At 40.9% G+C, this 18,908-nt stretch carries 16 protein-coding genes; 3 read left to right on the forward strand and 13 right to left on the reverse strand.

Annotated features, from left to right (window positions below; genetic code table 11):
- Positions 1–90 precede the first annotated feature (90 nt).
- Together BM739_RS17520 and BM739_RS17525 are read right to left on the reverse strand one after the other, a co-directional pair.
- Entirely contained in the window at positions 91–1,623 is a 1,533-nt protein-coding gene (locus tag BM739_RS17520; RefSeq protein ID WP_076542944.1) for a tryptophan halogenase family protein, read from the reverse strand.
- 122 nt (positions 1,624–1,745) lie between these two features.
- Complete coding sequence (locus BM739_RS17525; protein ID WP_076542945.1) at positions 1,746–4,343, reverse strand: TonB-dependent receptor; 2,598 nt, start codon at positions 4,341–4,343, stop codon at positions 1,746–1,748.
- Between the two features lie 439 nt (positions 4,344–4,782).
- Here BM739_RS17525 and BM739_RS17530 point away from each other — a divergent pair, with 439 nt between their 5' ends.
- A complete protein-coding gene (locus BM739_RS17530) occupies positions 4,783–5,793 on the forward strand; it encodes a LacI family DNA-binding transcriptional regulator (RefSeq protein ID WP_076542946.1) in 1,011 nt (336 codons plus the stop codon).
- 88 nt (positions 5,794–5,881) lie between these two features.
- Here the strand turns inward: BM739_RS17530 and BM739_RS17535 are convergent, their stop codons facing one another.
- Positions 5,882–6,220, reverse strand: a complete 339-nt coding sequence (locus BM739_RS17535; protein ID WP_076542947.1) for a P-II family nitrogen regulator — start codon at positions 6,218–6,220, stop codon at positions 5,882–5,884.
- Between the two features lie 233 nt (positions 6,221–6,453).
- On the opposite strand from BM739_RS17535, the gene BM739_RS17540 reads away from it, so the two are divergent.
- Positions 6,454–6,978 (forward strand): GspH/FimT family pseudopilin, encoded by a 525-nt coding sequence (locus tag BM739_RS17540; protein ID WP_076542948.1) that lies wholly within the window; start codon positions 6,454–6,456, stop codon positions 6,976–6,978.
- A gap of 126 nt (positions 6,979–7,104) precedes the next feature.
- Positions 7,105–7,602, forward strand: a complete 498-nt coding sequence (locus BM739_RS17545) for a GspH/FimT family pseudopilin (protein WP_076542949.1) — start codon at positions 7,105–7,107, stop codon at positions 7,600–7,602.
- A gap of 83 nt (positions 7,603–7,685) precedes the next feature.
- Here the strand turns inward: BM739_RS17545 and BM739_RS17550 are convergent, their stop codons facing one another.
- The 10 genes from BM739_RS17550 to ileS form a co-directional block, all read right to left on the reverse strand.
- Positions 7,686–7,988 (reverse strand): TapY2 family type IVa secretion system protein, encoded by a 303-nt coding sequence (locus BM739_RS17550; RefSeq protein ID WP_076542950.1) that lies wholly within the window; start codon positions 7,986–7,988, stop codon positions 7,686–7,688.
- On the reverse strand, positions 7,985–8,377 hold the full coding sequence (locus BM739_RS17555; protein WP_076542951.1) for a type IV pilin protein: 393 nt from the start codon (positions 8,375–8,377) through the stop codon (positions 7,985–7,987). The genes BM739_RS17550 and BM739_RS17555 overlap by 4 nt, the downstream gene beginning before the upstream one ends.
- A 2-nt stretch (positions 8,378–8,379) precedes the next feature.
- On the reverse strand, positions 8,380–11,889 hold the full coding sequence (locus BM739_RS17560) for a pilus assembly protein (protein ID WP_076542952.1): 3,510 nt from the start codon (positions 11,887–11,889) through the stop codon (positions 8,380–8,382).
- Between the two features lie 59 nt (positions 11,890–11,948).
- Positions 11,949–12,377, reverse strand: a complete 429-nt coding sequence (locus BM739_RS17565) for a PilX N-terminal domain-containing pilus assembly protein (RefSeq protein WP_076542976.1) — start codon at positions 12,375–12,377, stop codon at positions 11,949–11,951.
- Positions 12,378–12,390: 13 nt separating this feature from the next.
- On the reverse strand, positions 12,391–13,389 hold the full coding sequence (locus BM739_RS17570) for a PilW family protein (RefSeq protein WP_076542953.1): 999 nt from the start codon (positions 13,387–13,389) through the stop codon (positions 12,391–12,393).
- Positions 13,390–13,908: a type IV pilus modification protein PilV gene (gene pilV / locus BM739_RS17575; RefSeq protein WP_076542954.1), complete on the reverse strand. Its 519-nt coding sequence runs from the start codon at positions 13,906–13,908 to the stop codon at positions 13,390–13,392.
- Positions 13,909–14,163: 255 nt separating this feature from the next.
- A complete protein-coding gene (gene ispH, locus BM739_RS17580) occupies positions 14,164–15,123 on the reverse strand; it encodes a 4-hydroxy-3-methylbut-2-enyl diphosphate reductase (protein WP_076542955.1) in 960 nt (319 codons plus the stop codon).
- A gap of 1 nt (position 15,124) precedes the next feature.
- The gene (gene fkpB, locus BM739_RS17585) at positions 15,125–15,556 is read right to left on the reverse strand and encodes an FKBP-type peptidyl-prolyl cis-trans isomerase (protein WP_303046103.1); all 432 of its coding nucleotides are present in this window, start codon (positions 15,554–15,556) and stop codon (positions 15,125–15,127) included.
- Between the two features lie 10 nt (positions 15,557–15,566).
- A complete protein-coding gene (gene lspA / locus BM739_RS17590; protein WP_076542956.1) occupies positions 15,567–16,064 on the reverse strand; it encodes a signal peptidase II in 498 nt (165 codons plus the stop codon).
- A 12-nt stretch (positions 16,065–16,076) separates the two neighbouring features.
- The gene (gene ileS, locus BM739_RS17595; RefSeq protein WP_076542957.1) at positions 16,077–18,899 is read right to left on the reverse strand and encodes an isoleucine--tRNA ligase; all 2,823 of its coding nucleotides are present in this window, start codon (positions 18,897–18,899) and stop codon (positions 16,077–16,079) included.
- Between the last annotated feature and the right edge of the window lie 9 nt (positions 18,900–18,908).

Consider the following 18,908-nt stretch of genomic DNA (forward strand, 5'->3'; position numbering starts at 1 on the left):
TATTCGCTGATATTTCACCTAAATCGTGCCAACTTTCATCTAAAAGTATAAATTTTATTCAACTGGGGTTTAAGCTTAGCAATCCTGCGGCTAAACCTTTTGTAAACCGTAGCGGTTAATTTTATCAAGCAGTGCTCGATGCTCTGGTAACTCTAGCGCCAGCTTGTGGCCTATTTGCTGTATTTTGTTTGCCTGCTGCTGGGCACTTTTAAGATACACAGTGTCGAGCGGCTGGTTTTTGGTTTGGTAGTGCATCCCGTATAAAACATACAGATAATTATCAATATTGAACACTTCATAGCGTGAGAATAGATCATCGGTTATCGGACTAAAGCTTTGCCATAATTGCAATTTTTGTTGCAAGGATTCAGGTATCGTTTCAGGCTTTTGGTTATCTAACCAAAAATCACTGTCAGTCCTATCTGAGATGCAATAATGCAACTTGGCAAACTCTACCACCCGCTCCCACGCGTAACCTATGGTGTGATTAAAACGCTCAGACAAAGCTGGCATTTGCGCCAGTGTCTGCGGTAGTCGCTTAGCTAAGTAACCTGCGGCAAAGTCAGTTAATAATATTGAGGTAGCCTCTATTGGCTCTAAAAAGCCTTGGGCTAAGCCTAATGCAACGCAGTTTTTTGCCCAAAACTGTTCGCGGTATCCAACTTTCATGGGGATTTGACGGTGTTGTAACTGATCAAGTTTTCCGCCTAAATAACGGTTAAACTTTTGCTCAGCTTGTGCGCTTGTCATGTGGTTATCTGAATACACAAAGCCAGTACCACGGCGCTCTGGCAAAGCGATATCCCAAATCCAGCCTGCTTGATGCGCGGTGGCAATAGTAAAAGGGGCAATCGCTGCTGTAATATCGGTAGGCACTTGCGCAACAATGGCTTTATTCACCAATAACTGATGGGATTTATTCACAAAGCCGACGTTAAGCTTTTTGGCTAACAAAATGGACTCAAAGCCACTGCAATCAATATAAAAGTCAAAGGCCAACTCGCCGAGCTTATCGGTTTTTAAACGGCTGATATTGCCTACATCATCGATTGCGGCATCCAATACATTAGCTTTGATATGTTCAACGGCGTATTTGCTTGTGGCGTTAGTGGCTAATAATTTAGCAAATTTTGCGGCATTTAAATGATAAGCATAGCTAACAGAGCCAGCGTATTCTGGGGTAGTGATGGCTTTAGGAGCCTTTAACGCCTCACAAATATAATGCTGAGGTGAAACCATTGCACTAAAGGGCATATCCTCAGTGGCAGTTTGGTGCCAAAAGGCGCTTAAGTCATCGCCTAATGGGCTTGGTACATCAAATAAGTGATGATAACGATTATCAGCGCCATGTTTAGTTTTATCGAGCCAGTTTCGAAATTGGATAGACTGCTTGAAGCTCACATCACACTGCTGAATAAACTCGGTTTCGCTTATGCCAAAGCTTTGTAATGACTGCCTAATCGCAGGGACTGTGCCTTCACCAACACCAATGGGCGGGATATCAGGAGACTCGATTAACGTAACCGACACATCGGCTAATGATTGCACCGCCTTACCAATATGATTTGCAGCAAGCCAACCAGCTGTGCCACCACCGATAATAACAATCTTCTGCACCTTCATATTACGCCTCTTAACTGTTAACTGTAGATAAGTCGTTAATTTGATTTTAACCGTGTTTACCACAGGTAAGTTAAAATCAAAAAGCCTAGCAAGTGCTAGGCTTTTTATGCATCTAAATCAGATTAGAAACGTAAATTTAAACCTAACTTATAACGTGCTTCACCTTCAAAGCTCCATGCTGGGTAACCACCTTTTAGCTCAGGCTTAACTTCAGCATCATCAGGTGCTACACCTAATTGAACACTGTCTTCTTCAAGTAAGTTAACTACTTCAAACGTGATACCTAAGTATTCAGTGATGTTGTAGTTAGCACTTAAATCAAGTGTACCGAAGTCTTGATGTTCACGGTTACCGTAGAAACCTGGTAACTCACGCATCATGTATTCGCTACGCCAGTTATAAGCAACACGCGCTGAGAAGTCATCCATCTCGTAGTAACCGACTAAGTTAACAGTGTGCTTAGAAGAGTCTGAGAATACGCTAACTTCATCAGGGTAGTTTTCAGCTGCTGCATCTGAATCAGCAAAAGTGTAGTTGGCTGAGTAACCAAAGCCGTTGTCAAAACCGTCTTGGATTTGCAGTTCAACACCTTGGATTTGACCGCCAGTACCGTTTTTCTTCGTTGATACAGTCCAGCTATCTTCACCTGAAACAGGGTCAATAATACCAATGCTTTGATCTAACTTTTGTTCAGAGGTAACAAACGAGCTAACATCTTTAATAAAGTAAGATACACCCATTAAACCGTCTGGGCTGAAGTACCATTCAACACCTAAATCAGCTTGAGTCGCTTTAAACGGTTCAAGGGCAATATTACCGGTATTAACCACTTCGTTTCCTGCAACGTCATCTTGGTAACCCACTAAAGCTGATGAAGCAAACATATCAGCATAGTTAGGGCGTGAAATCACTTGTGATGCAGAAGTACGGATAATGACATCTGGCGCCACATCGAATGCAACGTTGATACTTGGCAATACGTCGCTGTAACTTGCATCTTTAGTGCTCAAGTCATCAGCATAATTCCCGTCTGCTTGCAGCGCGAAGTAATCAGATGATGCGTCAGTTGAGATATAACGTAAACCGAAGTTACCGCGCATACCGTCAGCTTCAAAATTAGCCATTAAATATAAAGACAAGTTTTCTTCATTAATGGTGCCGTAACCTGCACCATAGACAAGACCTTCGGTAGCAAAACCATCAATAGCAGCTTTAGCATCACGTAACATGGCATCCATATCAGGCTTAGGTAAAGTATAACCAGCACCCGACGAGATTTGGCCATTGTAGTAGGCTGATGCATCTTTTTGTGCAATATCTGATTTAACGTTAGCAGGTATTGATAGCATGCTGACATCATGATCGGCATAACGAACACCGGTTTTGAATGAGGTAATCGCACCTAAATCAGTTGGGATGGTAAAGTCTAATTGTGCGTAAGTTTCTTCATCTGAATTTGGCTGCTTTTTAAGTGCCCAACCCGCTGGCGATAATTGCCCAGCAAAATCATCTGCGGTGAAGTTCTTGTTAGCCACATCAATTTTAATGACTTTGCCAGTTGCATCGTAAGTACCGGCGTAATCCGCTGCTGTACCTAACCAGAAACCATAGTTAGAAGTTAAATCTGTACCACCTTCAGACTTGGTATTACCCACACGACCTTCAACTTTAAACACGTCATTTTCGTAATCGAAATTGAAGTCGTAAGTATTTGAGTCCATGCTAGCTTGGCGCGCCCAAGTTTGTGCCCAACCTGGGTTTTCACCATTACCATCACGGCGATAGAAAGTACAAGTGCCTAAAGAATTACGTTGTTCACACGCTTCGTCTTTATCATCTGGGAACATCACAAATAATGAGGTATTTGCGTTGTTCGCTTTCATGTCCAGACTCATAATGTCTAAACCGAAATTTAAATTATCTGTTGGGCTGTATTGGAATGAACCGTTAATAGCAGTACGTTCACGTTCTTGCTCAAAGGTAGTAGGAACAATATCGCCCCAGCCGACTAATGACTCAATACCATTGCGTTGATAAGTGGTTTCTGAACCTGCAGCAGAAATTAAGAAGCCAAAGTTTTCGTCTTCATTTTTCCAGCTGTATAAACCTGATAATTCAGGATCTGTTTCTTCTGAAATTGTACCGTAGTCACCTTTAGCGCTAAGGAATACCGTGTTGGCATCTAAATCTAATGGCTTACGGGTTTTAACGATAACAGTACCGCCAACACCACCTTCAGGTAAATCAGCCTGAGACGATTTATATACTTCAATTCCACCGACCATTTCTGACGGAAGTAAGCTGTAGTTAAAGCTTCTGTCAATTGACTGTTGATCGTACCAACCGGTAGATGCAACTGAATGGCCGTTTAATAATGTACGAGTCAAGCTGCTAGAAGCACCACGAATCGAAACACCTTGGCCTTGACCAAATTGACGGCTCACAGCCACACCTGGTATACGCCCTAATGACTCACCCACGTCACCATCAGGAAATTTACCAATATCTTCAGCCGTTACCGCATCAACTACAGAGTTAGAAAAACGTTTATCATTAACTGAAGCCTTCATCGAGGCACGCATGCCTTTTACTTCAATTTTTTCGATATTTTCTTCTGCAGTTTCAGCATCTGCTGCAAACGCAGCAACTGAAACCATACTGCCAAGTAGGATAGCAATGTTAGTTGCTAAAACATTTTTCTTAAAATTAATAGGTCGCATCTTCATTTCCCTTCCATAACTTTATTATCGTTTTTGGATACATAACCATTCCAACCGGAATGACAACGCTGTCATGTCTAGAGCAAACATTACACAATATTTAACAGTCTTGCCACAACAAAATAACTTTATAGCGGATAAAATGTGCGAAATCTGATTGTACAAAACAGAAATAAATATTATTAAACATTAAAAATCAGTAGATTAGATGCTGTTAATGTTTGTATCAAATTAAGAACAAATTGACTTTAAACTGAACTCATCCAACCAGAAAAGTAATTCGAGATTGCCTATTCGGATAAAAATCAGCACTATTAGAGATAAATCGGCTTAGCTTTTGTTTATACCTACAATATTGATAACCTTCATTTGGGGATGATTGTTATCAATAAAAAATGCAATGCTAAGTTCATCGCCTGAGTTTAAGAGCTAACAAATAATGAAAGTAACCATAAATGATGTTGCCAAACATGCTGGCGTATCAATTAAAACCGTATCACGGGTCACCAATAACGAATCTTCAGTCAGACAAACCACAGTCGACAAGGTCAATGCAGCAATTAATGAGCTAAATTATCAACCTAACTTAGCGGCCAGAAATCTAGCAAGCACTAAATCCTATGTCATTGGTTTTATTTATGATAATCCCAATGCTTATTATATTATTGATATGCAAAACGGTATTCTTTCTGCCTGCCAAGATAAAGGTTACGAGTTACTTATTCACCCTTGTAATGCTACCTCTGACACGATTTGTGATGAACTAACCAAAATGGTCAAACACTCTCGGCTATCGGGTTTAGTGCTCACCCCGCCGATGTCAGAAGACCCAAAAATACTTAAAGCCCTAAATGACATTGATGCTAATTATGTACGTATTATCGCTGGGGATACATCAGATGATCAACATGGCCTAACAGTGTTGGTTGATGATAAACATGGCGCTTTAGAAATTACCCAGCACTTAATCGATATGGGTCATAGTGACATTGGATTTTTAAGTGGCGATCAGCAACATGAATCAACCAAAGAGCGTTTAGCTGGATATAAACATGCCCTTGAGCACAATGATCTTAAAGTGAATAACAGCTGGGTTTTGGATGGTAAATACTCTTTCGAATCTGGGGTAGAAGGTGCTAATAAACTGATTAACTTAACCAAACGACCAACGGCAATCGTCGCCTGTAACGATGAAATTGCAGCTGGAGCTTTATTTGCTGCGCGTTTAGCTGGGCTTGATATACCAAAAGATTTATCCATTGTAGGATTTGAGGATAGCCCCTTCTCCCGTCAGACGTGGCCCAAATTAACCACAGTGCACCAACCTAACGTGCAAATAGCCAAAGTCGCCACTGAACTGTTAATCGCTAACAGCAAAGAAACCACTAATAGAAAGTCTATGGTATTTACGCCAAAGCCAGTTATTCGGGACTCATCAAGCAAACCATGATGGCTATCGTGAGCTTATAATTTATCCCAAATAAAAAAGCCTCAATAAATAATTTATTGAGGCTTTTTTAATTTAATCTATTTTTAGATTAAACAGCGTCTTCGTTTTCTTCGCCAGTACGGATACGAATAACACGTTCAATATCGGTTACGAATATTTTGCCATCGCCGATTTTACCTGTACGAGCAGTATCAACAATCACTTCGATAGCTTGCTCTAATTGCTCATCTTGAATAACAAGTTCGATTTTTACTTTCGGTAAAAAATCGACCATATATTCAGCACCACGATATAATTCAGTGTGACCTTTTTGACGCCCAAAGCCTTTCACTTCAGAAACCGTCATGCCTGTTATACCTATTTCAGCTAATGTTTCACGCACATCATCTAACTTAAAAGGTTTAATAACGGCTTCTACTTTTTTCATTTATCCACTCCATTCACAGGCAATATGGTATATAAGCTAATCTACGAGTTAATAGATTTTAAGCTTTATCGTTAAAATACAATACTATTTATTATACTACGCTAAAGCGCTTTAAGTTTCTGTAGCTATTTTACGTTAATTTTAAAACGTGCTTTTCGTGCAATAAATCAATCCCTGTCTATACTCAATATGCGCTGCAGGATGCAGCACTAAATAAACAAGGATTGTTAGATATGAATATTCACTATTATCGTCGTGGCTTTACTTTAGTCGAGTTAATGACAACAGTAACTGTTGCAAGCATATTATTGGCCATTGGTGTACCTGCCTTAAAATCAGTTCAACTTCAAATTAGAGCTAAAAGTAATATCAGCACCATTCAGCACTCATTGCAATTTGCGCGAAACATGGCCATTAACTATGGGGTAAGAGTCACTGTGTGCCCATTAAACGATGGCAAATGCAGCACCGACTGGCAAGCTGGATATGCCATCTTTCTAGATACAGGTAAATCAAATCAACTTGACGCTGAAGATACCATTCTCAAACAAATAAACCCTTTCCATGGCGATGATATTATTCAATATAACCGTAAAGCGGTTCGATTTCTGCCCGATGGACTCGCCTCAGGCACTAACGGTACGTTAACTTATTGTCCTGAAGTTAATGATAGTCCCTACTCCCAAGCCATTGTCATTAATCAAGCTGGACGAGCAAGATATTCAACTAAGAAAAACATTCAATGTACCATTAATTAAACTAATAGCTATCCTGTAAGGTTTAGCCGGTTAACTACGAATTATTTAATATTGATAACCCTTTAGTTACTGAAATTGATTAGATTCTCACTTATACTAAATCAATGAGTAACAAGGATAATAATCATGTTTAGATTTCGAAATGGATTTACGCTTATCGAGCTAATGGTCACAATAGCAGTCGCGGCAATACTATTAACCGTCGGTGTACCCTCATTAATATCAGTTTATGAAGGGGTAAGAGTAAACAATAATGTCGACAAAATTCATAACATCGTTGCTTTTGCTCGAAATCAAGCAGTCAGTTATGGCGCTACCGTAAACGTTTGCCCTTTCGCTAGTGCAACGTCTTGTGGTGCGACCACAGATTGGAGTAACGGTATTCGCGTTTTTATTAACAATGCTGATGGTGATCATGAGTTAAGGGCAATTGATAACTTCAATAGTCAAGATAAAGTTAAAGGTTCAGCATTAATGCTTTCGTTCACATCTGAAGGAATGGTGAGTAGCGGTAGCGGCAACATCATATATTGTCCAGGTGGTAATGACGTAGACTCCAAAAGCGTTAATGTTAGTACTAGCGGCCTAATCTCTTATGGCGATGACGGCCTATCATGTTCGTAAATTAAATCTGTTTGTTACAAATATTTATAGACGCTAAAAAGTAAAAACCTAGAATCATTCTAGGTTTTTACGAATCGAAGAACTTACCTTAATGTCTTTTTATCAACAGCTTGTGCTTTTTCGCTAACAAAATCCTGCCCTAATGCAACACACTCTTGAACGTCCTTAATAAAATACTTTTTACCTTTACGATCGGCACGTTGTTTACCAATTAGCCCACCAGCTTTCAATTTTATATCGTCTTTAGTATTCCAGCGATAAAACACTACTTCATCACCTTTAGTGGAGCTAGTAATAAAACATTTATAATCTTGCTTAGCTGCCCATACAGGGCTTACTGCCAACATAGATAACATACAGAAAGTCGTCGTAATAACCTTTATCATTTCCAACACTCCGAAGACGGACCTTTAACACCTGCGCTTGTTAAGGTAATCGTTGTACAAGTTGAATCAAGGGTCGCTTGTCGACCTTTCGCAGTTGCTGTAATGGTAAAATTATCGGTACCAGTAGAAGCAACGCTATAATAGCCACTTTCAGAAATGAATGGATTAGCCCCTAAGCCTAGCTTAGTCATATCTGTAGCGTAAGCGCGATTGTCAAAATAAAATTGCTCTTGCAAGTTCGCCACTCGCATAACTGCAGCAACCCCTTCAGAGCGGCCGCTTTTGGTTATAAAGCTGGTATAAGATGGATATGCAATAGATGCTAATATGCCAACGATAACAACTGTGATCATTACTTCTATTAATGTAAAACCTTGCTGCTTGTGCATTTCTAATTATTCTCGTTTAAATGGTAATATATTCTGTTGGTTGTTAGACCACTTCCAAGTGCTAATGTGCCTTTACAATCAGCCCCAACACATTCACCTTTGCCAACCCCGATTATGTAAGCAATAGGCTCTTCGCCTTCTGCCGGTTTAGGTATGACGATTTGAGGTGTGTCAGGCACTCGTTCACCCAGTTCAAAATACAATTCGCTATAACTTCTTGTACCTTTATGTAAATCAAATACATATAAACGGCCTTGACCAGAAACACCACATACACCAGCATCAAGATCAACGCTTTGACCCGCTGGAGGCACAAACGAAGTGAAATACACTTTCCCATCAAATATTAATGATGATGAAAGGCTTTTTTCACCGTCCATTCCCAGGTTATAAAGCCAGCCTCTTTTGGCACCAAAACTGATATTATCCGCTTCATTTGTTGGTGCAGCATCTGTGACATTATACAAGTCAGAAATTGTTAAAGCAGCGGGTTTATCACTTGATGTAAATTGTTTAGTGTTGATATTTCTATCTTGGAAAACAAAGAACATATCATTAGTCGTACTACTTGTAGGTTTGGTTCTATTACCTGTTCCTACGGTAACTGCATCATAAGGAATGGTTTGATAACTCTTGACGCCGCTTTCACTATGAATGTTGTTAAATTGGGTTTGTGCAACTGTTGGTTCAACAAAAAACATCCGGTTGTCTGGTGCCGAGTCCGTTGAAATTGATGCAAACTTAAATATCGACCAGTCAGAAGTTGAATTTCCAGCTAAATCCATTCGCCAAACATTGCCACTGATATCTGTGGCATAAACTCTATCTGTTATTCCATCATTATCACTGTCTAATATCGCGACCTTGTTAGGCACACTTGACATACCTGAGTCAGTGAAATGATGAATATATTCCCCAGTATCTGCATTGACAAAATAGACCCCTGCCCCAGTTCCTTCTGATGAAGCCATGCCACCGCCAAGAATCAAAACTGGCCCAGGTTCACCAGGTATTGAAGTAATAACTGGTTCTGACCAAGACTGACCAAGATCTTCGAATTCTTCAGTGTCCGAATTAATCACCCATTTAAAACTTGGCGCATTTGGATTGGTTATATCCAAAGCATAGTAAGAGCTGCCGCCACGGCGCATTCCCAAATAAGCCCAAGCTTTGCTAACTTTGCCATTGTCATCTGTTTCAGTATAAGCAACCGGTGATAAATCCATCCCATACACACTATGTGTACCCGTTTGAGGGTTTTCTCTTAACGTTTGAACATTAGACCATAGCTCTTGTGGCATAAATGCCCAAGTTTCAGATACAGAGCCAATGTCATAATCATCACTGCCTTCATCTGAATCTTTAAACATATGCACCAAGCCCTGATTAGTCCCAACTAAAATCCGCACATCAAGGTTATCAGCATCCGCGCCATAATTTATCGCTAATGGCTTAGAGTGCAGCGGATCGCCCATAATATCTTCTCGAGCATCATTATTGCTGTCATCGTTATTATCGTTGTCCACATCAACGCCGTATAGCCAATTAAGAGTATCCTGGGAGTGATTTGCCACAAAACTACTGTCATCGATATCAATTAAAGCAGTACCACTGTTAGTATAAATCTTCCTTTCCGTTAACTTATCTCTTAATACTGGTAGAACGCCGCCTGCATTAACTTTATTGCCATCTACATTACCACCAGAACAAGTATTCCAATAAGTACAAGTGCTTGACGCGATATTACCATTTACATCAATGGCTTTGGCAGTGCCTCCCGGAGCAACAATCTCACCGCTGGAATTTACTTTTAGTTTCTTTAAATTACCACTCCAGCGTGGACCTTTACCGGGTAAGAACATGGCAAAATAAGCGGAGTTATAAGTTTGAGTTTTATCAAAGTTATTACTGGCAATACTTGGGGATGTAAATGATGAGTCCACTGCAAGAATAGATTTTAAAGCCCCGGTTAACGCTTCAGCTAAATCTAGACCGGTATCTGCTTGGATATAGCCTGAAGAGGTTTCACCCTCCACTCTAGGATTACCGCCGCGATGCGCAGCTTCCTCCAATAAAGCTGCTGCAGCTGTAGCTCCAGCAGAAAAACCTATGGTATATAATCTCACATTTTGTTTGTTGTCTATACCGGTTGAATCAGTAACTCCTGTAACTAAGTCATTGTTATACATATACGATGCTAACGCAGGCATATAACTTGTTTCATCATCACCATTAGCGTTGGTGAATTTAAACTCCCCGTAGTCACCAGCTTCTACTGCAGAATCAGTTAACGATTTTATGGCATCATCGGCATTATGGTCCAATGTTGGAGCACCATCGGTGATATAAATAATATATGCGGTGTCTGAACATTTTTTAAACGGGCTGGTATAATTTCCCGAACTGATAATACTGGGCGGAGTATTGGGCTCATAATCATCAATCTTCTGGTTACCCTTGCCATTGTTATCATCATTACCAAATGTAACAGGGCCACCACTAAGATATAGATAGGATTCATATAGAGTTTCACAAAGAGGTGTATTAGTCTGGGCTGACAAACTGTTAGTTAATGAAATAAAAGCACTTTGATTAACATCATTCATTTCATTTAAGCCATAAACTATTCTGCCGCCGTCAGCATTTCCTTCACTAGGATAGTTTAAATTAAATATGGCTAAGCCCGCATCAATAGGAGTAATTAACTTTAACTCATCCAAAGCAAAGGATAACGCAGATTTAGCTGACTCAAGACGGGTACCTGTTCCACCACTGTTTTGCCCTTCCTCAGTCGTCGTTACCCACTTATACCAAACGAGATAATGTGCAGTATAAAGAGTCACTGGAGTTCCGGTGCCAAAAGCACTACCGTCAAGACTCTCTTGGCGAGCATCTTCATCGCTATCATCAGTATATTGTTCTTTGGTATCTATTGGGTAGCCGGGGTCGAAATCCTTGCCTTTATCAAAACCAGGATTATTAGGATCTTTTAGATAAATATCTTCATAACACTCAACCACTTGATTTTGGTTAAAACCATTATTTTCGGCTAACAGAGTCCATTCTCCGGTATTTCCGCTGGACTTAAACTCACGTAAAAAACCGGTAAATCGACCTTTTTCAGCTAGTACTGAAACTGAAGTATTACAATTATTGTTATCAGCATAAAAGCGGCGAGAATCATTAGGGGAATCAGGGGTTGGCCTGCTACTACTATTATCAATGCCGCCGGCATTCCAATAGATGCCCTTATCATTAATATAACCTGAATAGCCTGCTAAATAGTCATCAAAAGCCTCTGGGTATTCACAAGCATCACCACAATAAGGGCTAACGACATTTTGATCTTCGGTTGACATACTGCCAGAGTTATCAAAGATAAATAATACTTGCGGTCGTTTACCCGAGCTCACCGAGGAGTCAATTAAATACAGTTCAGTATCGTCAGCAAAGCTCATGGCCGACATAAAAATCAATGCCATGGTGGTACTACATAAAAGTTTATTAAACATGATATTCGTTCCCTATAAGCTTTATAATGCTCGACACTTTGTAATCTGTTGTTATTCGTCTAAGGAAGTACTTGCTGCTCGACTCCAGAGGCGACTGTCAAAGATCCTAAGCCAGCTCGTCCATATGAAACAGTGCTGGTAATCTGTACTCTGCGGCAACTAATTAAATTAGCCCCTGAAGCTCTTGAAGTACGTTGACAAGCGACATCTTTAACTGCTCCTTCAGGTAGCGGAGTAAGTTCCTGTGCAGCTTGAAATTCAGCTTCCTCTGTTGGGGTAAGTAAGTTGGCAAAAGGCGCTCCTGAATAATTATCAATTACTTGTGCCAAACCGCCATCGGCAATAGCCTTAGCTTCTATTCGCTCTGCCCCCGCTCCAGCCATACGTAATGACTGGGTTGAATTAACGGCTAGTGCCACCCCTATCACAGTCATAATAATTAACACTATAAGCGAAAAAAATAGTACGACCCCTTGCTGTTTTTTTATCACAAGATTTCACCTAATTACGAATGAGTACTGGATTTTCCAATACCACGGTTGTTGACATGACTTTACGTCTAAAATTATCGTTCGGAGCGGCTATCTCTTTATCCCCTAGTTGATAAGTTGTTTCATTGGTATAACTTCTATCCGCCTGAATAGAGCGAACTAGAATAAAAATTTTCACAGCTACTAAGCGCTGAAAAGATTCGTTATCCCACATATTTGATAGTACAGCAGATTCTGCTAAGTAAGAATCTGGAGTGCTATCACCATCATCATCAAAGCCATATAAGAAACGGATATTCTCAATTCCTTCAACTAGTTGTTCTTGGTTAGTCATACCATTTTCTGTAAGCGTCACTCTTCGCAATAATGGTATACTATCGGCATCATCAGCTACATAATAAACGTGGTGCTGATATTGCCACTCTCGAGCGTTAGTTAATGTTTTAGCTGGAGCCGCTCCTTTATAAAATACGGCTTCACTGGCATTGGCAGAAACATATATATCACCTTGCTCAGCAGCTGCAAGAGGGATATTGATATCTGGACCTACAAAGCGTTTAATCTGAATAACATCAGTATCAATTTTAACATTGGCACTGCCAAGGCAAGTTAACGTCTCTGTCGCACTTGATGTATGTTCATATCCCCATAAGCGTCTAAAATGAGACGGTTGATTATTAGGTAATGTAGCATTATTTAAACCGCCGCCTTCGCAATCAGTTATGGCAGCCAAACCTTCAATAGTTGTATTAACATCAAGGATAAAATCAGTTCCGGTTAAATCCCCCATAAAGCCCAATTGGGAAATATCACGCTCTAAAATGGCTAATGCAATACGACCATTCTCTTGAAGCTGATTAAACTGACTGGTTGTCGTTACATTAGAAGACGACATGCTAAACATGGTAAAAATACCCAGCGAAAGAAACAAACTGATTACCATAGCAATCATTAGCTCTACTAACGACATACCTATCTGGTTCTGTTTTAATATATTTTTTTGATTCATTTAGATAATCACTGTTTCAACTGAGTAAAGGCGACGTCTATCATTGGCTGTACCGCAATCCTCATTATTACCCGCATCGGAAGTTTCACGTATACCTTTCCATGACATGATCACATTAACAGTATTGTTATTCACTATGACGCAAGCCGTTGCTGTATCCAAACCACCCACATTTTGAGTGCCAACGACTTCATCTGCGCCATTAAAAGATGCCCGCCATTCATAAAGGTCCCAAGCAAGCATTTCACCAGAATTACAAGTCGCAGTAGTACAATTAGGAGAAGGCTCCGTTGGAGTACCACTATAGGTTCCTGCATAATTTGCCAATTGACTTGGGTTTAATTTCATCCGGTTGATCATATCGTTGGCATAATAAGAGGCTTGTGTTTGTTGAAATGATTCAAAACTGCCTCTTTTGGAAATAATATGCAGATTAAAAATGCCAATTAACCCTACGGTGAGAATCACCAGAGAAACCATAACTTCTATTAAAGAAAATCCATTCCTTTGAGCAGGCATGCGTGTCAAATCCCCATTATTCGCCAAATTTTTGACGAAGTTAAATCACTATCTTTTTTAAAATCCATAACTTAGCTGCTAATAGTATCTGTTTACTAATCCTTGAGCAAGATGTAATCAAAAGGTAGCTTTATTGTTTATTAGATAAAGGTAAATCACTAATTTAGGTTATCTTAAGAGTATAGTCCATTAGTTGCAGATATAAAAAAACCGTAAATCCTACGGAGTTACGGTTTCTTTTAAGCAGGTTAAGCGTTAGCGTAATTCAGCAGGCACCGCAAAGACGGTATCTTCTTTACGACCTTCAACCTCAGTAACTACTGATGGCTCAAACTTGGCAATCGCGTCAACAACTTGTTGAACCAAGACTTCAGGCGCTGAAGCCCCTGCCGTCACTGCCACTTTTTTTACATTTTTAAACCAAGCTTCATCAACATCAGCTGCGGTATCAACTAAATATGCTTCAGTACCGGTTTTTTCAGCCAGTTCGCGCAGCCGATTAGAGTTAGAACTATTTTTAGAACCCACTACAATCATTAAGTCTGCTTCTGATGACATGTTACGCACTGCATCTTGACGATTTTGAGTGGCATAGCAAATATCATCTTTACGAGGCCCTTCAATAGAAGGAAAACGTTGCTGCAAGGCTGCAATGATATCTAACGTGTCATCAACTGATAATGTGGTCTGCGTGACAAAGCAAAGGTTTTCAGGATTATTAACCTGAAGTGACATTACATCTTCAGGGGATTCAATCAAATAAACCCCACCTTCAGGGTTATCATATTGCCCCATAGTACCTTCGACTTCTGGATGACCTTCATGGCCAATCAGAATACACTCAACCCCTTTACGGCTTGCTCGGGTAACCTGCAAGTGAACTTTAGTGACTAAAGGGCAAGTGGCATCAAATACTTTTAAACCACGGGTTTTAGCTTCCTTACGAACAGCCTGAGAAACACCATGGGCACTAAATATCACAATGCTGTTATCTGGTACTTGCTCTAACTCGTCAACAAATATAGCACCGCGATCTTTTAAGTTTTGAACCACATAACGGTTATGTACCACTTCATGGCGTACATAAATAGGTGGTTCAAATAACTCTAAAGCGCGCTCGACAATGCTAATGGCACGATCAACGCCTGCACAAAAACCGCGCGGGTTTGCTAGTAAGATATTTAGTTCTGGCGATGTAGGATCAACTTTAAGCATTTTAAAGTACCTCTACCACTTCAAGTTCAAAGGTTAACTTTTGCCCTGCAAGTGGGTGATTCAAATCAATCGTCACTGAATCACCAGCAACTTCACGAACCATACCCGGAATTTCACTGCCGCCTGGACCACCGAAACTAACAATGACGCCAGGTTCTAATGCCATATCAGCAGGGAATTTACTTCTGTCCATATGATGAACAGCATCTGGATTAGACTCACCAAAAGTGTCAATCGCTTCTAAGGTAAAGCTATGCTTATCACCTTTGTTGAGGCTTGAAATTTCTGATTCAAATGCAGGGCTTAAGCTCTCATCACCAACATTAAAACGCGCTGGTTTTCCTGATGCTTTGGTGCTCTCTGCCGTTGAGCCATCTTCTAAAATGATATTCATATGGCACACAATGGAACGTGCAAGTTGTTGCTCAGACAAAATAGACTCCCTAACTTTCTGCCGCTTGGGTTTCGGGTTTAAACGCTTCCCAAATAATCAATGCTGCACCGATAAAAATAGCTGAATCAGCAATATTAAATGCTGGGTAATGGCTGGTTTTCCAGTAGAAATCGATAAAGTCCACTACGTAACCATGCATTAAACGATCAACTAAATTACCAATAGCGCCACCAATAATGAGCGTATACGCAAGATTGGTACGCCACAGTGACGCTGATTGTTTACGTAGCCATATGGTCAGCAATGTACTAAAACCAACGGCTATGATGGTAAAAAACCAGCGTTGCCAGCCACCGGCTTCACTTAAAAAGCTAAACGCGGCGCCGTAATTACGCACATAGGTGAAATTAAAAATAGGTAACAGCTGTATTGATTCATACAGCTCAAAATTGGCTAACACCCATTGTTTAGATAGCTGATCGGCAATAAATACCAATACAGCTACCCAATACCAACGAATGCCGCTTTCTTTCCATGTTAGTGGCATCAAGCAAGTCCTTTATGCAAAGTCGCGATGTTCGCCATCGCCTTCGATGTTTGTTACGCAGCGGCCACATAGTGTCGTATGAGACTCGACAGTGCCTACATCTTCGCTGTAGTGCCAGCAACGCTCACACTTCTGCGCTTCACTTGCTGCAACAACAAGCTTTAATGCAGCAAGCTCTGTTTCAATTGCATCAGCAGGCGCTTCACTTAATGGGGCAACAATCGCTTTAGATGTTAACAATACAAAGCGCAGCTCATCATTCACTTGAGCCAGTTTTGCCGCTAACTCTTCATCAGCATATAACGTCGCTTCAGCTTGCAGTGAGCCACCAATGCGCTTATCACGACGGGCTTGCTCTAATACTTTGTTAACTTCGTTACGAACCGCTAACAGTTGCTGCCAGTATTCATCATTTAAATCGTCAGCTAAAGTCACTGACTCTAGGCCTTGGTACCACTCTTGAGTAAACACGTATTGCTCACGTTCACCAGGAAGTAGCTGCCAGATTTCGTCAGCGGTAAAGCTTAAAATTGGCGCTATCCAACGTACCATTGCTTCAGCAATATGGTACAAAGCAGTTTGACAACTACGACGAGCGTGGCCATCTGATTTAGCTGTGTATTGGCGATCTTTAATGATATCTAAGTAGAAGCTACCAAGCTCAACAGAACAGAACTGCATTAGCTTTTGGGTTACTAAGTGGAAATTATATTGCTCGTAAGCTTCAATAATTTCTTCTTGTAATGCTGCTGCGCGGCGTACAGCCCAGCGATCCAACGACACCATATCTTCAGTTGCAATCATATCCGTTTCAGGATTAAAGCCACTTAAGTTAGCCAGTAAGAAACGCGCAGTGTTACGAATACGGCGATATGAGTCAGCGCTGCGATTTAAGATTTCATCAGAAACCGTCATCTCACCACTGTAATCTGTTGCTGCAACCCATAAGCGTAAGATGTCAGCGCCAAGTTTATTAATCACTTGTAACGGTGCAATCACGTTGCCTACAGACTTCGACATCTTACGGCCTTTACCATCAACGGTGAAACCGTGTGTTAGTACTTGCTTGTAAGGTGCTTTACCATTCATTGCCGTTGAAATCATCAATGAAGACATGAACCACCCGCGATGCTGATCGCTACCTTCAAGATATAAGTCAATCTCGTGGCCTTGGAATTCAGGGCGTGATGCAACAACTGATGAGAAAGTAGAACCTGAGTCATACCAAACATCTAAAGTATCAGTCACTTTACGGTATTGATCAGCTTCATCGCCGATCAGTTCACTGATCTCAAGATCCCACCAAGCTTGAATACCTTGTTGCTCGATGCGGTGCGCAACACGCTCCATGATAGAAACACTATCTGGGTGTAATTCTTCAGTATCACGATTAACTAATAAGGTGATTGGTACGCCCCAAGTACGTTGGCGTGAAATACACCAGTCTGGACGGTTCTCAACCATTTTTTCAATACGGCTTTGGCCCCAATCAGGGATCCACTGCGTTTGTTCAATTTCAGATAACGCCTGCTTACGCAAGCCATGGTTATCCATTGAGATAAACCATTGTGGCGTTGCACGGAAGATAATCGGCGTTTTGTGTCTCCAGCAATGTGGGTAACTGTGACGATATGCCACATGACACAATAACTGACCTTTTTCTTCTAACAGCTCAACAACACTTTTATTGGCTTTGAATACGTGTTGACCAGCAAAAAACTCAGTGTCAGCTTTATAAACACCATTGTCACCAACAGGGTTTGCGACTTCTAAGCCGTATTTTTGACCAACCACGAAATCGTCTTGACCATGACCTGGTGCAGTATGAACTACGCCAGTACCAGCATCAGTAGTCACATGATCGCCAAGAATGGCAGGCACATCAAATGCTGACAGAGGATGCTTAAAACGCATTAGCTCAAGCTCAGCGCCTTTTGTGGTGCCGATAACCTGATGTGACTCAGCTTCAAAGCGGGTTAAACAGCCTTCAACTAGTACTTCAGCTAGAATAACGGTTTTCGTTACGCCATCTTTAACGAACTCAACCAAGCTGTAGTCAAGCTCTGGGCTTAATGATAATGCGCGGTTAGCCGGTAATGTCCAAGGTGTCGTGGTCCAAATAACTGCTGAAACCGTGTTTGTGTAACCTTCAACGCCAAATTTGGCTGCAACCGCTGCGCTATCAACGGCATCAAATGCAACATCAATAGCTGGTGAGGTTTTATCTTCGTATTCAACTTCAGCTTCTGCTAGTGCTGAACCACAGTCAGTACACCAATGAACAGGCTTAACACCTTTGTGCAGGTGACCGCTTTCAATCACTTTAGATAAAGAACGCACGATGTTCGCTTCAGTGCTGTAATCCATCGTTAAGTAAGGATTGTGCCAATCACCAAATACACCTAGACGAATAAAGTCTTCACGTTGACCGTCAACTTGCTTAGCGGCGTATTTACGACATTCTTCACGAAACTCTGCAGCAGAAATCTTTTGACCTGGTTTGCCAACTTTTTTCTCTACCATTAATTCAATTGGTAAGCCGTGACAATCCCAACCAGGAATATATGGCGCATCAAAACCTGCCATTGTTTTAGACTTAACAATGATATCTTTTAATATTTTGTTTACCGAGTGACCAATATGGATATTGCCATTCGCATACGGAGGGCCGTCATGCAAAATAAACGGTTTGCGACCAATTCGACTGTCACGAATTTTTTGATAAAGTTCGTCTTGAGTCCAACGGTCTAACATAGCTGGCTCACGATTAGCCAGATTACCGCGCATCGGAAAATCGGTTTCCGGCAAATTCAAAGTAGATTTATAGTCGGTCATTGATCCTAT

The organism is Shewanella sp. UCD-KL21, from assembly GCF_001957135.1.
Lineage (GTDB): Bacteria > Pseudomonadota > Gammaproteobacteria > Enterobacterales > Shewanellaceae > Shewanella.

What these genes read in the sequence shown, in the direction of transcription:
- BM739_RS17520 (WP_076542944.1), bottom strand. Translation starts at nt 1,623, where the DNA reads ATGAAGGTGCAGAAGATTGTTATTATCGGTGGTGGCACAGCTGGTTGG.
- BM739_RS17525 (WP_076542945.1), bottom strand. Translation starts at nt 4,343, where the DNA reads ATGCGACCTATTAATTTTAAGAAAAATGTTTTAGCAACTAACATTGCT.
- BM739_RS17530 (WP_076542946.1), top strand. Translation starts at nt 4,783, where the DNA reads ATGAAAGTAACCATAAATGATGTTGCCAAACATGCTGGCGTATCAATT.
- BM739_RS17535 (WP_076542947.1), bottom strand. Translation starts at nt 6,220, where the DNA reads ATGAAAAAAGTAGAAGCCGTTATTAAACCTTTTAAGTTAGATGATGTG.
- BM739_RS17540 (WP_076542948.1), top strand. Translation starts at nt 6,454, where the DNA reads ATGAATATTCACTATTATCGTCGTGGCTTTACTTTAGTCGAGTTAATG.
- BM739_RS17545 (WP_076542949.1), top strand. Translation starts at nt 7,105, where the DNA reads ATGTTTAGATTTCGAAATGGATTTACGCTTATCGAGCTAATGGTCACA.
- BM739_RS17550 (WP_076542950.1), bottom strand. Translation starts at nt 7,988, where the DNA reads ATGATAAAGGTTATTACGACGACTTTCTGTATGTTATCTATGTTGGCA.
- BM739_RS17555 (WP_076542951.1), bottom strand. Translation starts at nt 8,377, where the DNA reads ATGCACAAGCAGCAAGGTTTTACATTAATAGAAGTAATGATCACAGTT.
- BM739_RS17560 (WP_076542952.1), bottom strand. Translation starts at nt 11,889, where the DNA reads ATGTTTAATAAACTTTTATGTAGTACCACCATGGCATTGATTTTTATG.
- BM739_RS17570 (WP_076542953.1), bottom strand. Translation starts at nt 13,389, where the DNA reads ATGAATCAAAAAAATATATTAAAACAGAACCAGATAGGTATGTCGTTA.
- pilV (WP_076542954.1), bottom strand. Translation starts at nt 13,908, where the DNA reads ATGCCTGCTCAAAGGAATGGATTTTCTTTAATAGAAGTTATGGTTTCT.
- ispH (WP_076542955.1), bottom strand. Translation starts at nt 15,123, where the DNA reads ATGCTTAAAGTTGATCCTACATCGCCAGAACTAAATATCTTACTAGCA.
- lspA (WP_076542956.1), bottom strand. Translation starts at nt 16,064, where the DNA reads ATGCCACTAACATGGAAAGAAAGCGGCATTCGTTGGTATTGGGTAGCT.
- ileS (WP_076542957.1), bottom strand. Translation starts at nt 18,899, where the DNA reads ATGACCGACTATAAATCTACTTTGAATTTGCCGGAAACCGATTTTCCG.